Consider the following 16,246-nt stretch of genomic DNA (forward strand, 5'->3'; position numbering starts at 1 on the left):
GGGAGACCCGGTCGCCGGGGCCTGCGGCGTGCGCTAGTTCACGCGGTCCCGGTGGCGGACCGGCTCGGGGGACACCTCCAGCCGCTGTCCACCACCGCGAAGGGACCACCGCGATGCCCCACGACCTCAGCGACCCCACCTACGGGCCGCACGCCGTGCAACTGCTCGTCGACGAGATCCTCTCCGACCTGCCGGGTGAGCTGCGCGTGCTGCGCGACCACCCCGAGGTGTCGGTCGACGACAACTACACCGCGCTGGGCTACCCGCCCGACGCCATCACCCGGGACGCCCGCTACACGCGCTACACCGGCGAGAACCGCATGCTGCGCAGCCACACCACGGCCATGGTGCCGCCCGCCCTGCGGCTGCTCGGCACCCAGGAGGGCTGGGACGACGTGCTGCTGGCGTGCGTCGGGATGGTCTACCGCCGCGACGCGGTGGACCGCCTGCACTCCGGCACGCCGCACCAGCTCGACCTGTGGCGGATCTCCCACCACCGGGCCGACCTGGACGAGCTGATCGACGCCGTGGTCACCGCCGCCGTGCCCGGCCTGCGCTACCGGACGACGCCCGCGACCCACCCGTACACCGCCGAGGGGCGGCAGGTGGACGTGCTGGTGGACGGCCAGTGGGTGGAGGTCGCCGAGGGCGGCCTGGCGGCCCGGCACGTGCTGCGCCGGGCGTGGCTGCCCGACGACGTGCACGGCCTGGCCCTGGGCTTCGGCCTGGACCGGCTGCTCATGCTGCGCAAGGGCGTCCCGGACATCCGCCTGCTGTCCTCGGACGACCCGCGGGTGGCCGCGCAGATGCTGGACCTGACGCCGTACCGGCCGGTGTCCAGGCACCCGGCGATCACCCGGGACATCTCGGTGGCGGTCGGCGCGGACGCCGACGGGGAGACCATCGGCGACGTCGTGCGCGCCGCCGTCGGCGACCTGGTGGAGGAGGTCGCCGTGGTCGACGAGACGCCGGTGGCCGACCTGCCGCCGGTGGCGGTGGCCCGGCTCGGCGCGCGGCCGGAGCAGAAGAACGTGCTGCTGCGGCTGGTCCTGCGCCACCCGACCAGGACCCTGACCGACGAGGAGGCCAACGCCGCCCGGGACGCCGCGCACGCCGCCGTGCACGAGGGTGATCAGCCCCTGACCTCGTTGAGGTAGTTGTAGATCGTGTACCGGGTCACGCCGAGCACGCCCGCCAGGTAGTCGACCGAGTCGCGGATGAGGAACAGGCCCGCCTCGTCCAGCACCCGCACCACCTCGGACTTGTGCGCCTTCTTCATCAGCTCCACGGGCACGCCGACGGCGGTCACGGCCCGTTCGACCAGCAGGCGTTGCAGGGTGTCGACGTCGCCGGGGAACGCCTCGACCGCCGGGACCGCCGCCTCCGCGGCCCCCGGGCGGCGGTCGGGCCCCGGGTCGCTGTTGACGCACAGGCAGCCGACGGCCACGCCCTGGTCGTCGCGCAGGAACACGGTGGACGAGTGGAGCACGCGCCCGTCCGGCGCGTAGGTCTCGTAGCCCGCCAGGTCCTGGGTGGTGCCGCGGCGGACCAGGCCGAGCAGCAGGTCGGTCATCGGGCCGCCGACCTTGCGGCCGGTGAGGTCGCCCGCGATGGCGATGATCGAGTTGGGCAGGGCGCCGAGGTCGTGCAGCACGACCTCGGTGCCCGGTCCGAGCGCGGCGGCCAGGCTGTTCACCGTCGGGACCAGGGCGGTGAGCACGTCGGACGTCACCGCGGGCGCGGGTGCGGCGACGGCGACCGGCTTGCGGACCTCCTTCAGCGCGGCGGCGAACCGGGCGACCGTGTCGGGGGTGGTGGAGGCGTGCGGCGAGATCCGGACGTGCTCGGGCCGCACGGTCGCCGTCACGCCCGCCTCGGCCAGCGCCGCGCCGACCACGGACGGCGGGTGGTCGGGCAGGGTGAACGCGAGGATGCCCGCGCGGCGGTCCAGCGCGGAGACGACCTCGCCGCCGGCCGCGCGGATCACCTCCACCAGTTCGTCGGATCGTTCAACGATTCGACGCTGGATGGCCTCGACGCCGGCCACCTCGACCAGCTCCAGCGCCGCCGCCAGCGCGCCGGACGCGATCGGGCTCAGGTTCGTGATCGACCAGCCCGCCGCGCCTTCGCCGACCGGGTGGATGCCGTTGTCGAACAGGCCGGGGTCCTCGGCGCCCGTCCACCCCGACAGCACCGGGTCCAGCCGGGCCAGCGCCCGGTCGGACAACGTCATGAACCCGGTCGACCAGCCCGCCCGCAGCCACTTCTGGCCGCCGACCACCAGCACGTCGGCCACCTCCCACGGCTCGTCCACGACGCCGAAGCCCTGGATGCCGTCCACGACCAGCAACCGGTCGCCGACCACCTCCCGCAGCGCCGCCAGGTCCGCCCGGTACCCGGTGCGGAAGTCCACCGCGCTCACCGACAGCGCCACCGCCCCCGGCGTCAGCGCCGCGCGCACGACGTCGGGCGTGACGGGGCCGGGCGGCAGCCACGACACGCGCGCGGACGGCGAGCGCGCCCACGGGTAGGTGTTCGCCGGGAACTCCCCCGACGACACCAGCACCTCGCCGGTCACGCCCAGCGCCGCCTGGAACAGGCCGGTGCTGGTGTTCGGCAGCAGCGTCACGTGGTCGGTGTCGCCGCGGCACAGCCGGGCCACCGCCGCCTTCGCGCGCAGCTCCTGCCGCATCAGGTCGTCCACCGTGGACGGCCCGGCCGACACCGACGCCTCCACCAGCCGGGTGGACGCGTCCACCACGGCGAACGACGGCGGCCCGAAGCGGGCGAAGTCCAGGTACCCCTCCGGCTCGTGGAACTGGACGAGGTAGGACGACGGGATGCGCATGACCACCTAGAGCACCTTCGCGAGGAACTGCTGCGTGCGTTGCTGTCGCGGATTGTCCAGCACCTGGCCCGGCGGTCCGGCCTCGACCACCGCGCCGTCCACCAGGAACACCACCTCGTCGGCCACCTGCCGGGCGAACCCGACCTCGTGCGTGACCACGATCATGGTCATGCCGTCGCGGGCGAGGTCGGTCATCACGTCCAGCACCTCGCCGACCAGCTCCGGGTCCAGCGCCGAGGTCGGCTCGTCGAACAGCATGAGCTTCGGCCGCATCGCCAGCGCCCGCGCGATCGCCACCCGCTGCTGCTGGCCACCGGACAGCTGGTGCGGGTAGGAACCGGCCTTGTCCGCCAGCCCGACCCGGTCGAGCAGCGCGCGCGCCTCGGCCAGCGCCGTCTTCTTCGGGGTGCGCAGCACGTGCACCGGGCCTTCGGCGACGTTCTCCAGGGCCGTGCGGTGCGGGAACAGGTTGAACCGCTGGAACACCATGCCGATGCCCCGCCGCTGCCGCGCCACCTCCCGCTCGCGCAGCTCGTGCAGCCTGCCGCCGCGCGGGGTGAACCCGACCGGCTGACCGTCGACCCAGATCCGGCCCGCGTCGATCGTCTCCAGGTGGTTCACGCAGCGCAGGAACGTCGACTTGCCCGCGCCCGACGGTCCGAGCAGGCACACCACCTGGCCCGCGGCCACGGACAGGTCGATGCCCCGCAGGACCTCCGCGTGCCCGAACGACTTCCGGACCCCTACCGCCCGCACGAGGCTCACCGGGCCACCCCCTTGCCGTAGTGGCGCTCCAGGAAGTGCTGCCCCACGCTCGCCACGCTGACCACGACCATGTACCACGCGGCGGCGGCCAGCAGCGTCTCCATGATCTGGAGGTTGCGCGAGGCGATGTTGTTGGCCGCGTGGACCAGCTCCAGGAACCCGATGACCGACGCCATGGACGTGCCCTTGAGCATGTTGATGAAGTTGTTGCCGGTCGGCGGGATGATCACCCGCATGGCCTGCGGCAGCACCACCCGCCGCAACGTCGTCGCGGGCGTCATGCCGATCGCCTTGGCCGCCTCGACCTGGCCGTGGTCCACGCTGTTCAGCCCGGCGCGCACGATCTCCGCCATGTACGCGCTCTCGTTGAGCCCCAGGCCGAGCAGCGCCGCCACGAACGCGGTCACCAGGACGTTGGTCTTCTCCTCGAACAGGCCGGGGATCGAGATGGTCTCGAAGACCAGCGCCAGGTTGAACCACAGCAGGATCTGGAGCAGCACGGGCAGGCCGCGGAACAGCCACACGTACCCGGCGGCGAACCAGCGGGCGACCGGGTTGGCCGAGCGGCGCAGCAGCGCGATCAGCACGCCGAGCACGATCGCGCCCGCCTGCGCGGCCACCGCCAGCACGACGGTGTTGGCCAGGCCGCGCAGCATGATGTCGTGGGTGAAGAACCCCGGCACGGCGGCGTAGTCGATCTTCGCGCCGGCCAGGGCCCAGGCCAGTGCGCCGAGAACCGCGAGGATGACCGCGCCACCGACCCACCGGCCCCAGTGCCTCAGCGGGACGACCACCAGGTCGTCGGTGTCGCTACCGGCCATTGACGGTCGCCTTCGTGACCGCGCCCTGCTCGACGTCCCAGGCTTGGAGGATCTTGCCGTAGGTGCCGTCCTCGATGAGCGCTTGCAGCGCCTTCTGCAACGCCGCGGTCAGCTCCGGGGTGTTCTTGTTGACGCCGATGCCGTACGGGCCGCCGTTGATCGGCGCCAGGTCGACGACCTCGAAGAACTCGCCGTCACCGGCGGTCTTGGCCACGTAGACGGCGGTCGGCAGGTCGTTGAGGATGGCGGCCACCCGGCCGGTGCGCAGCTGGTTCTGGTTCTGCGTGTCGCTGTCGGTGGCGGTCACCCCGATGGGGTCGCCCGACAGGCACTGGAACTCCTTGGCGTAGGTCTCCTGGCTGGAGCCGAGGTTCACCGCGACCGACTTGCCGCACAGGTCGTCCGGGCTCTTGATGCCCGCCGGGTTGCCCTTCTGCACCATGATCGTGATGCCGGAGGTGAAGTAGTCCACGAAGTCGATGGCCTGCTGCCGCTCCGGCGTGTCGTTCATCGCGGCCATGGTCACGTCGATCCGACCCGCCTGGAGGCTCGTGATGAGCGAGCCGAACGCCATGTCCTGGTGCTCGACGGTCAGCCCGAGCTTGGCCCCGAGCGCCTTGGCCAGGTCGACCTCCGAGCCGACGGGCGTCCTGCCGTCGGCGGCGTAGAAGTTGTTCGGCGGGTTCTGGATGTTCGAGCCGACCCGCAGCTTGCCCGACTGGGCGATGGCGGTCGGCAGCGTCGCGGCGAGCGCGTCGTCCTTCGTGACCGCCCCCACGATGGCCGAGGTTGACGGCAGGCCCTCGTCGACGGGGCCGGCCGGCGGGTCCTCGGCCGGTGCACCGCACGCCACCAGGGCGAACAGGGACAGGGCGAGGGCTGCGGTCCTGCGCACGGAACACCTCCTGCATTCGGGTGAACCGAAAGCTACAACGTTATGTTGAAGGCGTCCACAACTTGTTGAAGGGAATTGTCCGGGTGTGACGGTCGTTGGTCGGGGTACAAGGGGTCAACCCCATGTCCACAGCAAGGAGGACCTATGGCCACCGTGGAGCTGACCGCGGAGAACTTCGACGAGGTTGTCGGCGGCTCCGAGATGGTCCTGGTCGACTTCTGGGCGGCCTGGTGCGGGCCGTGCCGCCAGTTCGCGCCGACCTACGAGAAGTCCGCCGAGAAGCACAGCGACATCGTGTTCGGCAAGGTCGACACCGAGGCGCAGCAGCAGCTCGCGGCCGCGTTCCAGATCCGGTCGATCCCGACCCTCATGATCGTGCGCGACGGCGTCGTGCTCTACGCGCAGCCGGGCGCGCTGCCCGAGTCGGCGCTGGAGGACCTCATCGACCAGGCTCGCAAGGTCGACATGGACGAGGTCCGCAAGCAGGTCGCCGAGCAGCAAGCCTGACCGCCGCGCCGTCGGTCCATCGCAGCGCCAGTCCATCGCAGCGTCAGTCCATCGCGGCTGTGTCGCGGGGCGGGGCCACCGGGTCCCGCTCCTCGGGCTGCCCGGCCTCGATCCGCCTGCCCCGCTCCAGCTCCGCGTCCAGCTCGGCGCCGAGCAGCAGGGCCAGGTTGGAGATCCACAGCCAGACCAGGAAGATGATCACACCGGCCAGTGAGCCGTAGGTCTTGTTGTAGGACCCGAAGTTCGCCACGTAGAACGCGAACCCCAGCGACGCGGCGACCCAGACCACCACGGTCAGCAGGCCGCCCGGCGTGATCCACAGGAAGCTGGGCTGCCGCACGTTCGGCGAGGCCCAGAACAGCAGGCCGATCGCCAGGCTCGCGAGCACGAACAGCACCGGCCACTTCGCGACGTCCCACACCGTGACGAAGGTCGAGCCGAGCCCCAGCACCTCGCCCAGCCACTCGGCCACGCCGCCGGTGAGCGTGACGCCCAGCGCGGTCAGCGCGAGCAGCACCACCACGCCGACGGTCAGGCCCAGCCGCAGCGGGATGACCTTCCAGAACGGCCTGCCCTCCTCGACGTCGTAGATCGAGTTCGACGCGCGCATGAACGCGCCCACGTACCCCGAGGCCGACCACAGCGCCGTCACCAGGCCGACGATCGCGAGCAGGCCGCTGGCCTGCGACTTCTGCAGGTTCTCGATCGCGCCCGCGACGGTGTCCTTGGCCTCGCCCGGCCCCAGCGCCTCCAGGCTGTCCACAATGGACTTGGTGGCGTCCGGGCCGAGCAGCCCCAGCAGCGCCGTCAGCAGCAGCAAGCCCGGGAACAGGGACAGCACCGCGTAATAGGTGAGGGCAGCCGCCCAGTCGGTCAGGTTGTCGTCGTTGAACTCCTTGACCGTCCGCTTGAGCACGCCCCACCACGAGCGCTTGGGCAGTTGGGTCGGAGCCTCCGGTGCGTGCGCCATGGGCGACGGGTTTCCCCCGAACACCGTGCGTACACCCTCGCGTTTTCGGGTAGTCGGAGGGCGAGTGGAGAGAGGAGACGGCCATGAGTCACGTCGCCGACACCCGTGCGGCTGACCGCGTCACCGATCGGGTCACCGGCCGCGTCACGGACCGCGCCCCCGAGCGGGAACCGTCGACCGCGGAGCTGGTGCACCGGCTGTCCGAGCAGGTGAGCAGGCTGGCGCGGGACGAGATCCGGCTGGCCGCGGCCGAGATGCGCACGAAGGGCAAGCGCGTCGGCACCGGCGCCGGGCTGCTCGGCGGCGCGGGTGTGCTGGCCTGGTTCGGCCTGATGACGGTCCTCGCGGGGCTGGTGCTGCTGCTGGCCACCGTGATGGAGGCGTGGATCGCGGCGTTCGTCGTCGCGCTGGCCGTGTTCGTCGTCGCGGGCGTGCTCGCGCTGATCGGCCGCAAGCAGCTGCAACGCGGCACCCCGCCGGTGCCGGAAGAGGCCATAGCGGGTGTCAAGCAGGACATCGCCACCGTGAGCGAGAGGGCACACCGATGAGCGGCAAGGACATCCCCACGGACCCGGAGGAGCTGCGCGCCGACGTCGAGCAGACCCGGCGGGAGCTCGGGGACACCGTGGAAGCGCTGGTGCACAAGACCGACGTGCCCGGACGGGTGAAGAACAAGGCGCACGAAGGAGTGGAACAGGTGAAGGAGACCGCTACGCGGGCCAACGCGGCGTTGTCGGCCGCGGCGGGCAAGACCACCGCCAAGGTCGGCGAGGTCGCGGACAAGGCGGGCGAGCAGGTCGGCAAGGCGGGCGCGGCGGCCGGCGCGGCCGGTGCCGCCGTCGGCGAGAAGGCCGCCGTGATCGGCGAGAAGGCGGGCGCCGTGGCGACGCAGGTCGGGCACAAGGCGAGCGAGGTCGCGGGCCAGGTCGGCGCGAAGGCCGGCGTGGTCGCCGAGCAGGTCAGCCTGAAGGCGGGTGTGGTCGCCGAGCAGGTCGGCACGAAGGCCGCGCAGGCGGTCGAGTCGCTGCCGCCACCCGTGCAGGAGCGCGTGGAGCAGGCCCGCAAGCACCCGGCGGCGGTCGCGGCCGGTGTCGCGGCGGTCGTGCTGGTGCTGTGGAAGCTCCTGAGGAGGGGGCGGTGAACGTGAACAAGCTGCTGTACCGGCCCCTCGGCATGCTGTTCGGCGTGCTCGGCGGTCTGGCCGCCAGCGCGTTGTTCGGCCAGGTGTGGAAGCTGATCACCGGCACGAAGGAGGCGCCGACCCCGACCCAGAAGGATCGGGGCTGGGGCGAGGTGCTCCTCGCCGCGTCCGTCCAGGGTGCGATCTTCGGCCTGGTGAAGGCCGCGATCGACCGGGGCGGCGCGACCGGCTACGACAAGCTCACCGGCGAGTGGCCCGGTGACACGAACAAGTACGACGACTGACGTCCTGACGGTCTAGGACGGCGGTTCGTCCTCCTTCCCGCGCCGCTCGCCCTCGTCGAGGAACTGCTCCGGGTCCACGTCGAGGTCGGGCGGCTCGGGCGTGCCCGGAGAGTGCGGCGGGTCGGGGTTGATGTGCTGGTCCGGATCGTTCGGGTCGCCCTCGAGCGGGGGTTCGGTCCTGTGCTCGGTCATGTGCTCGAAGTACCCGCCCGCCGGCGTTCAGAACCTCGGCGTCCGCTTCTCCAGGAACGCCGCCACGCCCTCCGCGTACTCCGGGCTGTGCACGGCTTCGTCGTACAGCGCGCGCACGGCGTCGTCCTCGTCGTACCGGCCGTCCGTGATGCGGTTGACGATGTGCTTCGCGCCGCGGACGCTGACCTGCGCGCGTGACGCGATGGTCTCCGAGAGCTGCGCGACCCTGGCCGCCAGGGCGTCGGCCGGGTGCACCTCGTTGACCAGGCCGATGCGCAGCGCGGTGGCGGCGTCGACGATCTCGCCGCTGAACAGGATCTGCTTGGCCCACGCCGGGCCGACCACGTCGACGAGCTGCTTGGTGGACGTGGAGTTGTAGACGATGCCGAGCTTGGCGGGCGTGATGCCGAACCGGGCGTCGTCCGCCGCCACCCGCAGGTCGCAGGCCAGCGCGATCTCGCAGCCGCCGCCGATGCAGAAGCCGGTGATGGCGGCGATGGTGGGTTTGCCGAGGGTGGCGATGGCGCGTTCGCCGTTGTGGACCGCCTCGCTGTACCTCGCCGCCCCGTCCGCGCCCTTGCGGAGGGTGGAGAACTCGCTGATGTCCGCGCCGGCCGAGAAGTGCTCACCGCCCCGGACGACCAGGACGCGCACGTCGTCGTCGCGCCGCACCTCGTCCATGAGGGCGGGCAGGGCGGACCACATGTCGTAGCTCATGGCGTTGCGCTTGGCCGGGCGGTCGATGGTCAGCGTGGCCACCGGGCCTGCGGTGTCGAGCCTCAGCGTCATCACCGGAGAGTACGATCCCGCCGGTTGTGGTGGCGCTCACAGTCCGGTAATCAGCCGGAACGCCGTGCCACCGACCCGGTCACCCCGACCACCGCTCCCCACCCCGACCCGCGCGTGTCGTCCCTCCAGCCCGCGTGAGTCGAACGCTCAGGCCGCGTGAGTCCTACGCTCACGACGCGTGAGTCCTACGTTCAGGTACCCCGAATTCAACGCTCAGGACGGCCGAGGCGTGTTCTGAGCGTTGAACTCGGGTGTTCCGAACGTAGGACTCTCGCATTCCGAACGTAGGACTCTCGCGGGGGTCAGCGGTAGGAGTTGCGGAGGTAGGTCAGGCTGAAGGTGCCGCGGTTGGCGAAGTAGACGGAGACGACGTAGGCCGGGTCCGTGGCGAGCAGGCCGCGCTGGATGTCACTGCCGTCGTTGCCGTCGTCCCATCCCCACGCGCTGTTCGCCGAGTTGTCCTTCCCGTTGTCACCGCGGAACGTGCCCCAGCTCGCGAACGTCGTCGAGCTGTTGCGCTGCGCCCACAACCCGCCCGCCGCGAACGTGTCCACCAGCCGGTAGCCCACCGATCGGTCGTTGCCACCCGACGGCACCTCGCCGGTCGCGCTCGGCACGTACACCACCCCGTCACCACCCGGGAACTCCGCGCCGTTCCACGCGTACAGCCCGTGCCCCTTCGCCTCCTGGCGCGTGGTCGGCCGGTTTCCGGACAGCCGCACGGTGCCGTCGACGCTCTCCCGCCCGGACGTGAACGTACTCCCGGCCGGCACGTACGAGTAGAAGTCGCTGTGCGCCACCGTGATCACGGCCTCCAGCTTGCCGAACGCCGTGCCGTCCTTGCGCACGGTCGCCAGCAGGCCCTCCATGTCGTTCTCGTGCGTGAACTGCTCGAACGGATCGGCGAAGTCCTCCCAGTCACGCGGGTGGTAGAAGCTGTAGACCAGGAACCAGTGCGTGGACGTCTCCACCACCGAGTAGTACGCGGCACCGGTGAGCCGCGCCAACGAGTCATCCTGCGCCTCCCAGTTGTTCAGCGTGTTCCACTCGCCGTCGAAGTCCACTGTGGACAGGTAGTCGGCGTCGTAGTCGGACGAGTCCGTGTCCTGGTAGTGCACCGGGGCCCAGTAGAACGCGAGCTCGGCGTCCGTCACGGCGTGCGCGGGGGTCGTGACGAACACCGAGAGCGCGGCCGCCGCGAACAGGGACGCGGCAAACTTGCGTGCAGGGAACATGCTCCACCTCCATCAGGGTTGCCCGTCGGAGCCAACGGGCCGCGCCGAACCCTGGGGTGAAGCGGTGGCCAACACAAGGGGTGATTCAGGTGATCGTTCGCGGTGAGGTGCGCGGGAAGCGGCCGAGCAGCTTCGGGACACCGCAGCGCGAACGCCTCAGGCGTGCTCCGGCGGGCTGATCAACGACTCCGGGATGGCCGAGTCCCCGGTGCCCCACTTGTCCAGGATGCGCGTGTACACGCCGTCCGCGATCAGCTTGTTCACCGCCGCCTGGAACGCCGGCGCGAGCGGCGAGCCCTTGGGCAGCGCGAAGCCGACGTCCAGCCGCTTGAACTCGCCCAGGAACTCGACGTTCGGCTGGTTGGCCGCCGCGTGCCGCAGCCCGTTGATCGTGCTCATCACGACGTCGATGTGGCGCTGCTGCAGCCCCAGGAAGATCGCCGCGTTCTCGGAGAAGCTCAGCACCTCGTAGTCCGGCTTCCCCGCCTCGCCGCACACGTGCTTCTCCCGCTCCAGCGTCGCCTCGAACGTCGTGCCCGCACCCGTGCCGATCTTCAACCCGCACAACGAGACCAGGCCGTCCACCCGCGCCACGCGATCGTCGTCGGCCCGCACCGCGAAACCCTGACCGTCGTTGACGTAGGTGACGAAGTCGATGGTCTTCTTCCGCGCCTCGGTCACCCCGAAGTTCCCCGTGCCGACGTCGTACTTCCCGCCGGCCAACGACGGCAGGATCGTCTCGAAGCTCGCAACCTCCCGCTCGACCCGCAGCCCCAACGTCCTCGCGACCGCCTCGGACATGTCGGCGTCCAGGCCGAGCACCGTCTTGTTGTCCTCCGCGTAGTAGGACGACGGCGGCTGCCCGCCCACCGACGACCCGAACCGCACCACACCCGCGTCACGCACAGCGGGTGGCAGCAGCGCGGAGATCGACTCGTCCTCCACCACCGCCGACAACACGTCCTCGGTCGGCCTCACGCCGGACGGGGGCGGGTCGACGGCGTCCGCGGGCAGGGCGCAGCCGGAGACCACGAGCGCGAGCACGGTGGTGAGCATCAACAGGCAACGTGCGCGCATGGGCTACCCCAAGTCCTTCTCGAACGGCAGGTGGGCGATCGTGAGCGGGTCCGCGGTCAGGTCGAACAGCGGCGCGTACCCGGTGGCCAGGTACAGCGCACGCGCCTCCGGTTGCCGCGGCCCGGTGGTCAGGTAGAGGCGGGAGTAGCCGAGGGCGAGGGCGTCGCGCTCCAGCTCCGCGAGCACCCGCCGGGCGAGGCCGCGACGGCGGTGCCGCGAGTGGGTCCAGATGCGCTTGAGCTCGGCGGTGCGCTCGTCGTGCCGCATGAACGCCCCGCCCGCCACCGCCGCGCCGTCCTCGAGCAGCAGCACCAGCGTGCCGTGCGGTGGCGCGAAGACGGACGGGTCGTACCGGGTCAGCTCGGCCCGCGCCCGGTCGCCGTAGCGGGTCACGTACTCGTGCGTCAGCTCCTGCTTCAACGGCCCGGTGGCCGGGTCCTCCCAGCGGACCCGGCGGGCGACGAGGGTGTCGGTCACGCGGTCATCCGTCCACCGCGATCTCACGCGGCTCCGGCACGGCGGCGGCGCGCTCGCGGTCGCGCTTGGCGACCTCCTCGCGCACGATCGGGATCACGTGCCGGCCGAAGTCGATCGTGTCGTTGACCATGTCGTAGCCGCGCGCGGAGAGGATGTCCACGCCGAGGTCGTAGTAGTCGAGCAGCGCCTGGGCCACGGTCTCGGGCGTGCCGACGAGCGCGTTGGAGTTGCCCGCCCCGCCGGTCGCGGCGGCGGTCGGCGTCCAGAGGGCGCGGTCGAAGCGCTCACCGCGTTCGGCGATCTCCAGCAGCCGCTGCGAGCCGGTGTTCTCCGGGTTCCGCAACGAGTGCCTGCGGGTCAGCGGGGTCACTCCCCCGGTCCGCGCCTTGATCGCGTCCACCGTCCGGTACGCCTTCTCCCAGGCCAGTTCCTCCGTCGCGCCGAGGATGGGGCGGAACGCCACCTGGATGCGCGGCAGGTCGGTGCGGCCCGCGTCCCGCGCGGCCCGGTGCACGGCCTCGATCTGCGCGGCCGTGTCGGCCAGCGGCTCGCCCCACAGGCAGAAGATGTCGGCCTCCGCGCCACCCGCCCGGTACGCGGCGGGCGACGACCCGCCGAACGACACGCGCGGCCTCGGTTGCTGCACCGGGAACACGTCGCTCACGAAGTCGGCGAACCTGTAGTGCTCGCCCTCGTGGTCGAACGGTTCCCGTGACGTCCACGCCTTCTTGACGATCCGGATGTACTCCTCGGTGCGCGAGTAGCGCTCGTCCTTGGTCAGGTAGTCGCCTTCGCGCTGCTGCTCGTGGTCCGTGCCGCCGGTGATGAAGTGCACGGTGAGCCTGCCGTCGCTGATCTGGTCCAGCGTGGCGAACGTCTTCGCGGCGAACGTCGGGTAGGACACGTTCGGCCGGTGCGCCAACAGGATCTGCAACCTGTCCAGCTCGGTGGCCACGTACGCGGCGGCCTGGGCGGGGTCGGGCGAGCCGGAGCCGTAGGCGAACAGGACCCGGTCCCAGCCGTGTTCTTCGTGCGCGCGGGCCAACCGCAGGGTGTAGTCCTTGTCGAACGCGGGTCCGCTGCGCGGGTGCGTCTCGGAACCGTCGTTGGTGCCGCCGATCCCCAGGAACTCAACAGGCACGTCAGTACCTTCCGTCAGGTGGGAGGAGACGTCGACGCGCACACGACGTTGAGGGAGACGGCGCGGGGTCGACGGGAGGAGCGGAACGCGGGCGTCAGCCCCGACAGGAGGCCGACCACACCCGACCGAGGTCGATGTGGTCGCGGGTGACCAGCCGCGTGCTTTCCACGATCCCAGTGCAACAGCGGCGCGGGTCGTCGTCAACGTCGGCGCGACCGCGTCCAGATACCGGAATCCCTTGACCTGCCTGGCCAACGCGCGCTTACGATCACCGCGCGGCGTTGAGGGACGCGGCACCCACCGTGATCCCTCCTGCTCCGGAGTTGCCGATGAGCACGTCCACCCTCTCCTCCCCTTCGCGGTCCGACGAGACCGCCGTGATCGTCCCGCTCCGCCGTCCCTGGCGCTGGGCCTCCGCCGCGCTCGTGCTGGTCGCGGTCGGTGTCGTGCTGTGGTCGGCGGCGACCAACGAGCAGTTCCAGTGGCACGTGGTGGTCCGGTACTTCGCCACCGACGCCGTGCTGCGCGGGCTGTGGCTGACGTTGTGGCTGACCGCGTTGACCGTGGCGCTGGGCTTCGCGATCGGCGGTGTGCTGGCCGTCATGCGGCTGTCCGGCAACCCGGTGCTGGCGAGCGTGAGCTGGGGCTACGTCTGGCTGTTCCGCTCGGTGCCGCTGCTGGTGCAACTGCTGTTCTGGTTCAACTTCGGCGCGCTGTACCCGGCGCTGTCCGGCGCCACCCCGGTGATCGGCCCGATGACGTCGGTGATCATCGGCCTGGTGCTGCACGAGGCCGCCTACGCCGCCGAGGTCGTGCGCGGCGGCATCCTGTCCGTGGACGCGGGCCAGGTCGAAGCGGCGGCGGCGCTGGGGCTGCGGCGGTGGCGGGTGCTGCGGCGGATCGTGCTGCCGCAGGCGATGCGGTCGATCGTGCCGGCGGCGGGCAACCTGCTCATCGGCACGTTGAAGGGCACGTCGATCGTGAGCGTGCTCGCCGTGCAGGACCTGCTGTACTCGGTCCAGCTGATCTACAACCGCAACTACCTGATCATCCCGTTGTTGCTGGTCGCGACCGTGTGGTACGTCATCGTCACGAGTCTGCTCAGCGTCGGCCAGCACTACGTCGAGCGCTACTACGGGCGGGGCACGCGATGAGCGTCGTCGTGCTGGTGGGTGCCGGGCCGCGGGCGTCCGGCATCCTGGAACGGTTGGGCGCAAACGCTTCCGGGCTGTTCGACGGGCCGTTGGAGGTGCACCTGGTCGACCCGTTCGCGGCCGGCGCGGGGCGGGTGTGGCGGCACGAGCAGTCGCCGTTGCTGCGGATGAACTCCATGGCGGAGGACGTCACCATGTTCACCGACTCGTCGGTGACGTGCGCGGGCCCGATCCGGCCGGGGCCGTCGCTGGCGCAGTGGGCGGAGTCGTGCCTGACGGGCGTGGAGCTGGAGCCGGGCGTCCGGGCGGAGCTGGAGGCGATGCGGCCCACGTCGTTCCCGAGCAGGCGGGTGCAGAGCGCGTACCTGAGGTGGTTCCACGAGCGGGCGGTGTCGTCGTTGCCCGGTGGCAGTTCGGTGACGACGCACGCGACGAAGGTCGTGCGGATCACCGGATCACCGCAGGTGCGGCAGCGGGTGTGGCTCGCGGACCGCGCCGAGCCGCTGGTGGCCGACGTGGTCGTGCTCGTGCAGGGGCACCTGGACACCGTCGTCGCGGACGAGCACCGGGAACTCGCCGACCACGCCGCCGCGCACGGGCTCACGTACCTGCCGCCGGACTACACGGCAGACGTCGACCTGTCGGTGGTGCCGGCGGGTGAGGACGTCGTGGTGCGGGGCGTGGGGTTGGCGTTCGTGGACCTCGCCGTGCTGCTGGGCGAGGGGCGGGGCGGTCGGTTCGTGCGGGACGACGGCGTGCTGCGGTACGTCCCGTCCGGCCGTGAACCGCGCCTGCACGTCGGTTCCCGCCGCGGCACGCCGTACCACTCCAAGACCGGCTACCGGCTGCGCGGGGAGCCGCCTGGGCCACCGCGGTTCTTCGTCGCGGCGGAACTGCTGGCACGGCCGGGCGCGCTCGACTTCCGGCGCGACGTGTGGCCGTTGATGGCCAAGGAGATCGCGTACGGGCACTACCGCGAGCTGTTCACCGGGCACCCGACGCGGGTGCGCGAGCCGTGGGACGCGTTCTCGGCGCGGTTCGCCGAGCTGGACTGGTACAGCGACGGGATGCGGGAGTTGGAGCGCGCGGCGGTGTCGGAGGCGGACCGCATCGACTTCGAGCGGCTGGACCGCCCCATCGACGGGCTGGAGTTCTCCACGTCCGAGGCGTTCCAGGAGTTCCTGCGGGCCCACGTGGCCGCGGACGTGGCCCGGCGCTCGGACCAGGCGTTCAGCGCCGACCTGGGCGCGTTCCTGGCGCTGCTCGGCGTGTACGGCCAGTTCGCGGTGCTGTCCGCGTCCGGGCGGTTGCGCGGCGACGACGGGTGGTGGCACGGGTTCTTCAGCTCCATCGCGAGCGGACCGCCGCCGGACCGCCTGGAGGAGCTGCTGGCGCTGTCCCGCGCGGGGGTGGTGCGGTTCCTGGGAGCGGACACGTGGGTGCGCGCGGAGGACGGGGTGTTCCTCGCCGGCAGTGCGAGCGTGCCGTCGCACGTCGTGCGGGCGACCGGCCTGATCGAGGCGCGGCTGCCCGTGCACACACTGGCGCACACCGCCGACCCGTTGCTGAGGTCGATGGCGGCGGCCGGTGACGTGACCGACGTCGACGGCCTGGTGCTCGTGGACCCGTCCGACAGCCGAATCGTGGACGCCACGGGCACGCCGCACGCTCGGCGCTTCGCCGTCGGCCCCTACACGACCCGCAAGGCGTACGCGGCGTTCGCCCGACCCGGCACCAACGCGCCGAACTTCCGGCAGAGCGACGAGGTCGCGCGGGACGTCCTGCGCTTCCTCGCCGCCGCGGCCGGCGGTGCGGACGAGTCGGTGGCCTGAGCGGGCGGACGGCGGACCAGCCCGCTTCCTCGTGCTCGTCGGCGGTGACCGCGACCGATCCGTCCTCCTCGTCCCCGCAACGCGGCACTGGCCCGGCGCACCGCGGTGCGCCGGGCCA

At 71.5% G+C, this 16,246-nt stretch carries 18 protein-coding genes; 7 read left to right on the plus strand and 11 right to left on the minus strand.

The genetic code is table 11. The annotated features are described in order from the left end of the window. Positions 1-113 precede the first annotated feature (113 nt). A complete protein-coding gene (gene srmL, locus ACIQMJ_RS17475) occupies positions 114-1,157 on the plus strand; it encodes a PheS-related mystery ligase SrmL (RefSeq protein WP_499761996.1) in 1,044 nt (347 codons plus the stop codon). On the opposite strand, the gene ACIQMJ_RS17480 is transcribed toward srmL, so the two are convergent. From ACIQMJ_RS17480 to ACIQMJ_RS17495, 4 genes are read right to left on the minus strand one after another with little or no spacing between them, the layout of a single operon-like run. Beyond that, complete coding sequence (locus ACIQMJ_RS17480) at positions 1,133-2,848, minus strand: aminotransferase class V-fold PLP-dependent enzyme (RefSeq protein WP_499762457.1); 1,716 nt, start codon at positions 2,846-2,848, stop codon at positions 1,133-1,135. The two genes, srmL and ACIQMJ_RS17480, sit on opposite strands and share 25 nt — an antisense overlap. A gap of 6 nt (positions 2,849-2,854) precedes the next feature. Next, entirely contained in the window at positions 2,855-3,613 is a 759-nt protein-coding gene (locus ACIQMJ_RS17485; RefSeq protein WP_499761997.1) for an amino acid ABC transporter ATP-binding protein, read from the minus strand. Next, complete coding sequence (locus ACIQMJ_RS17490; RefSeq protein ID WP_499761998.1) at positions 3,610-4,434, minus strand: amino acid ABC transporter permease; 825 nt, start codon at positions 4,432-4,434, stop codon at positions 3,610-3,612. The genes ACIQMJ_RS17485 and ACIQMJ_RS17490 overlap by 4 nt, the downstream gene beginning before the upstream one ends. Continuing rightward, a complete protein-coding gene (locus ACIQMJ_RS17495) occupies positions 4,424-5,329 on the minus strand; it encodes an ABC transporter substrate-binding protein (protein WP_499761999.1) in 906 nt (301 codons plus the stop codon). The genes ACIQMJ_RS17490 and ACIQMJ_RS17495 overlap by 11 nt, the downstream gene beginning before the upstream one ends. A 144-nt stretch (positions 5,330-5,473) precedes the next feature. Between ACIQMJ_RS17495 and trxA the strand changes: the two genes are divergently transcribed. Next, complete coding sequence (trxA, locus tag ACIQMJ_RS17500; protein WP_499762000.1) at positions 5,474-5,836, plus strand: thioredoxin; 363 nt, start codon at positions 5,474-5,476, stop codon at positions 5,834-5,836. Positions 5,837-5,879: 43 nt separating this feature from the next. On the opposite strand, the gene ACIQMJ_RS17505 is transcribed toward trxA, so the two are convergent. Further along, positions 5,880-6,806, minus strand: a complete 927-nt coding sequence (locus ACIQMJ_RS17505; protein WP_499762001.1) for a YihY/virulence factor BrkB family protein — start codon at positions 6,804-6,806, stop codon at positions 5,880-5,882. An 83-nt stretch (positions 6,807-6,889) separates the two neighbouring features. On the opposite strand from ACIQMJ_RS17505, the gene ACIQMJ_RS17510 reads away from it, so the two are divergent. From ACIQMJ_RS17510 to ACIQMJ_RS17520, 3 genes are read left to right on the plus strand one after another with little or no spacing between them, the layout of a single operon-like run. Beyond that, positions 6,890-7,354 (plus strand): phage holin family protein, encoded by a 465-nt coding sequence (locus ACIQMJ_RS17510; protein ID WP_499762002.1) that lies wholly within the window; start codon positions 6,890-6,892, stop codon positions 7,352-7,354. Continuing rightward, positions 7,351-7,947 (plus strand): DUF3618 domain-containing protein, encoded by a 597-nt coding sequence (locus ACIQMJ_RS17515; protein ID WP_499762003.1) that lies wholly within the window; start codon positions 7,351-7,353, stop codon positions 7,945-7,947. Before ACIQMJ_RS17510 ends, ACIQMJ_RS17515 begins: the two co-directional genes overlap by 4 nt. Next, positions 7,944-8,231 carry a DUF4235 domain-containing protein gene (locus ACIQMJ_RS17520; protein ID WP_499614131.1) on the plus strand — a complete coding sequence of 96 codons (288 nt, stop codon included), beginning with the start codon at positions 7,944-7,946 and terminating at the stop codon, positions 8,229-8,231. Before ACIQMJ_RS17515 ends, ACIQMJ_RS17520 begins: the two co-directional genes overlap by 4 nt. Positions 8,232-8,243: 12 nt before the next feature. On the opposite strand, the gene ACIQMJ_RS17525 is transcribed toward ACIQMJ_RS17520, so the two are convergent. From ACIQMJ_RS17525 to ACIQMJ_RS17550, 6 genes are all read right to left on the minus strand, one after another. Beyond that, positions 8,244-8,423, minus strand: a complete 180-nt coding sequence (locus tag ACIQMJ_RS17525; RefSeq protein WP_499762004.1) for a hypothetical protein — start codon at positions 8,421-8,423, stop codon at positions 8,244-8,246. Positions 8,424-8,450: 27 nt separating this feature from the next. Further along, the gene (locus tag ACIQMJ_RS17530; RefSeq protein ID WP_499762005.1) at positions 8,451-9,212 is read right to left on the minus strand and encodes an enoyl-CoA hydratase/isomerase family protein; all 762 of its coding nucleotides are present in this window, start codon (positions 9,210-9,212) and stop codon (positions 8,451-8,453) included. Positions 9,213-9,514: 302 nt separating this feature from the next. Further along, positions 9,515-10,447 (minus strand): hypothetical protein, encoded by a 933-nt coding sequence (locus tag ACIQMJ_RS17535; RefSeq protein ID WP_499762006.1) that lies wholly within the window; start codon positions 10,445-10,447, stop codon positions 9,515-9,517. Positions 10,448-10,603: 156 nt separating this feature from the next. Beyond that, positions 10,604-11,503 carry an ABC transporter substrate-binding protein gene (locus tag ACIQMJ_RS17540; protein WP_499762007.1) on the minus strand — a complete coding sequence of 300 codons (900 nt, stop codon included), beginning with the start codon at positions 11,501-11,503 and terminating at the stop codon, positions 10,604-10,606. A gap of 24 nt (positions 11,504-11,527) precedes the next feature. Beyond that, complete coding sequence (locus ACIQMJ_RS17545) at positions 11,528-12,001, minus strand: GNAT family N-acetyltransferase (protein WP_499762008.1); 474 nt, start codon at positions 11,999-12,001, stop codon at positions 11,528-11,530. Between the two features lie 4 nt (positions 12,002-12,005). Beyond that, positions 12,006-13,142, minus strand: a complete 1,137-nt coding sequence (locus tag ACIQMJ_RS17550) for an LLM class flavin-dependent oxidoreductase (RefSeq protein WP_499762009.1) — start codon at positions 13,140-13,142, stop codon at positions 12,006-12,008. A gap of 329 nt (positions 13,143-13,471) precedes the next feature. Here ACIQMJ_RS17550 and ACIQMJ_RS17555 point away from each other — a divergent pair, with 329 nt between their 5' ends. After that, positions 13,472-14,296, plus strand: coding sequence for an amino acid ABC transporter permease (locus ACIQMJ_RS17555; RefSeq protein ID WP_499762010.1), 825 nt, complete (start codon positions 13,472-13,474; stop codon positions 14,294-14,296). Beyond that, entirely contained in the window at positions 14,293-16,128 is a 1,836-nt protein-coding gene (locus ACIQMJ_RS17560; protein WP_499762011.1) for an FAD/NAD(P)-binding protein, read from the plus strand. Before ACIQMJ_RS17555 ends, ACIQMJ_RS17560 begins: the two co-directional genes overlap by 4 nt. The last annotated feature ends 118 nt before the right edge of the window (positions 16,129-16,246 follow it).

The sequence above is a fragment of the Actinosynnema sp. NPDC091369 genome (assembly GCF_044757065.1).
Lineage (GTDB): Bacteria > Actinomycetota > Actinomycetes > Mycobacteriales > Pseudonocardiaceae > Actinosynnema.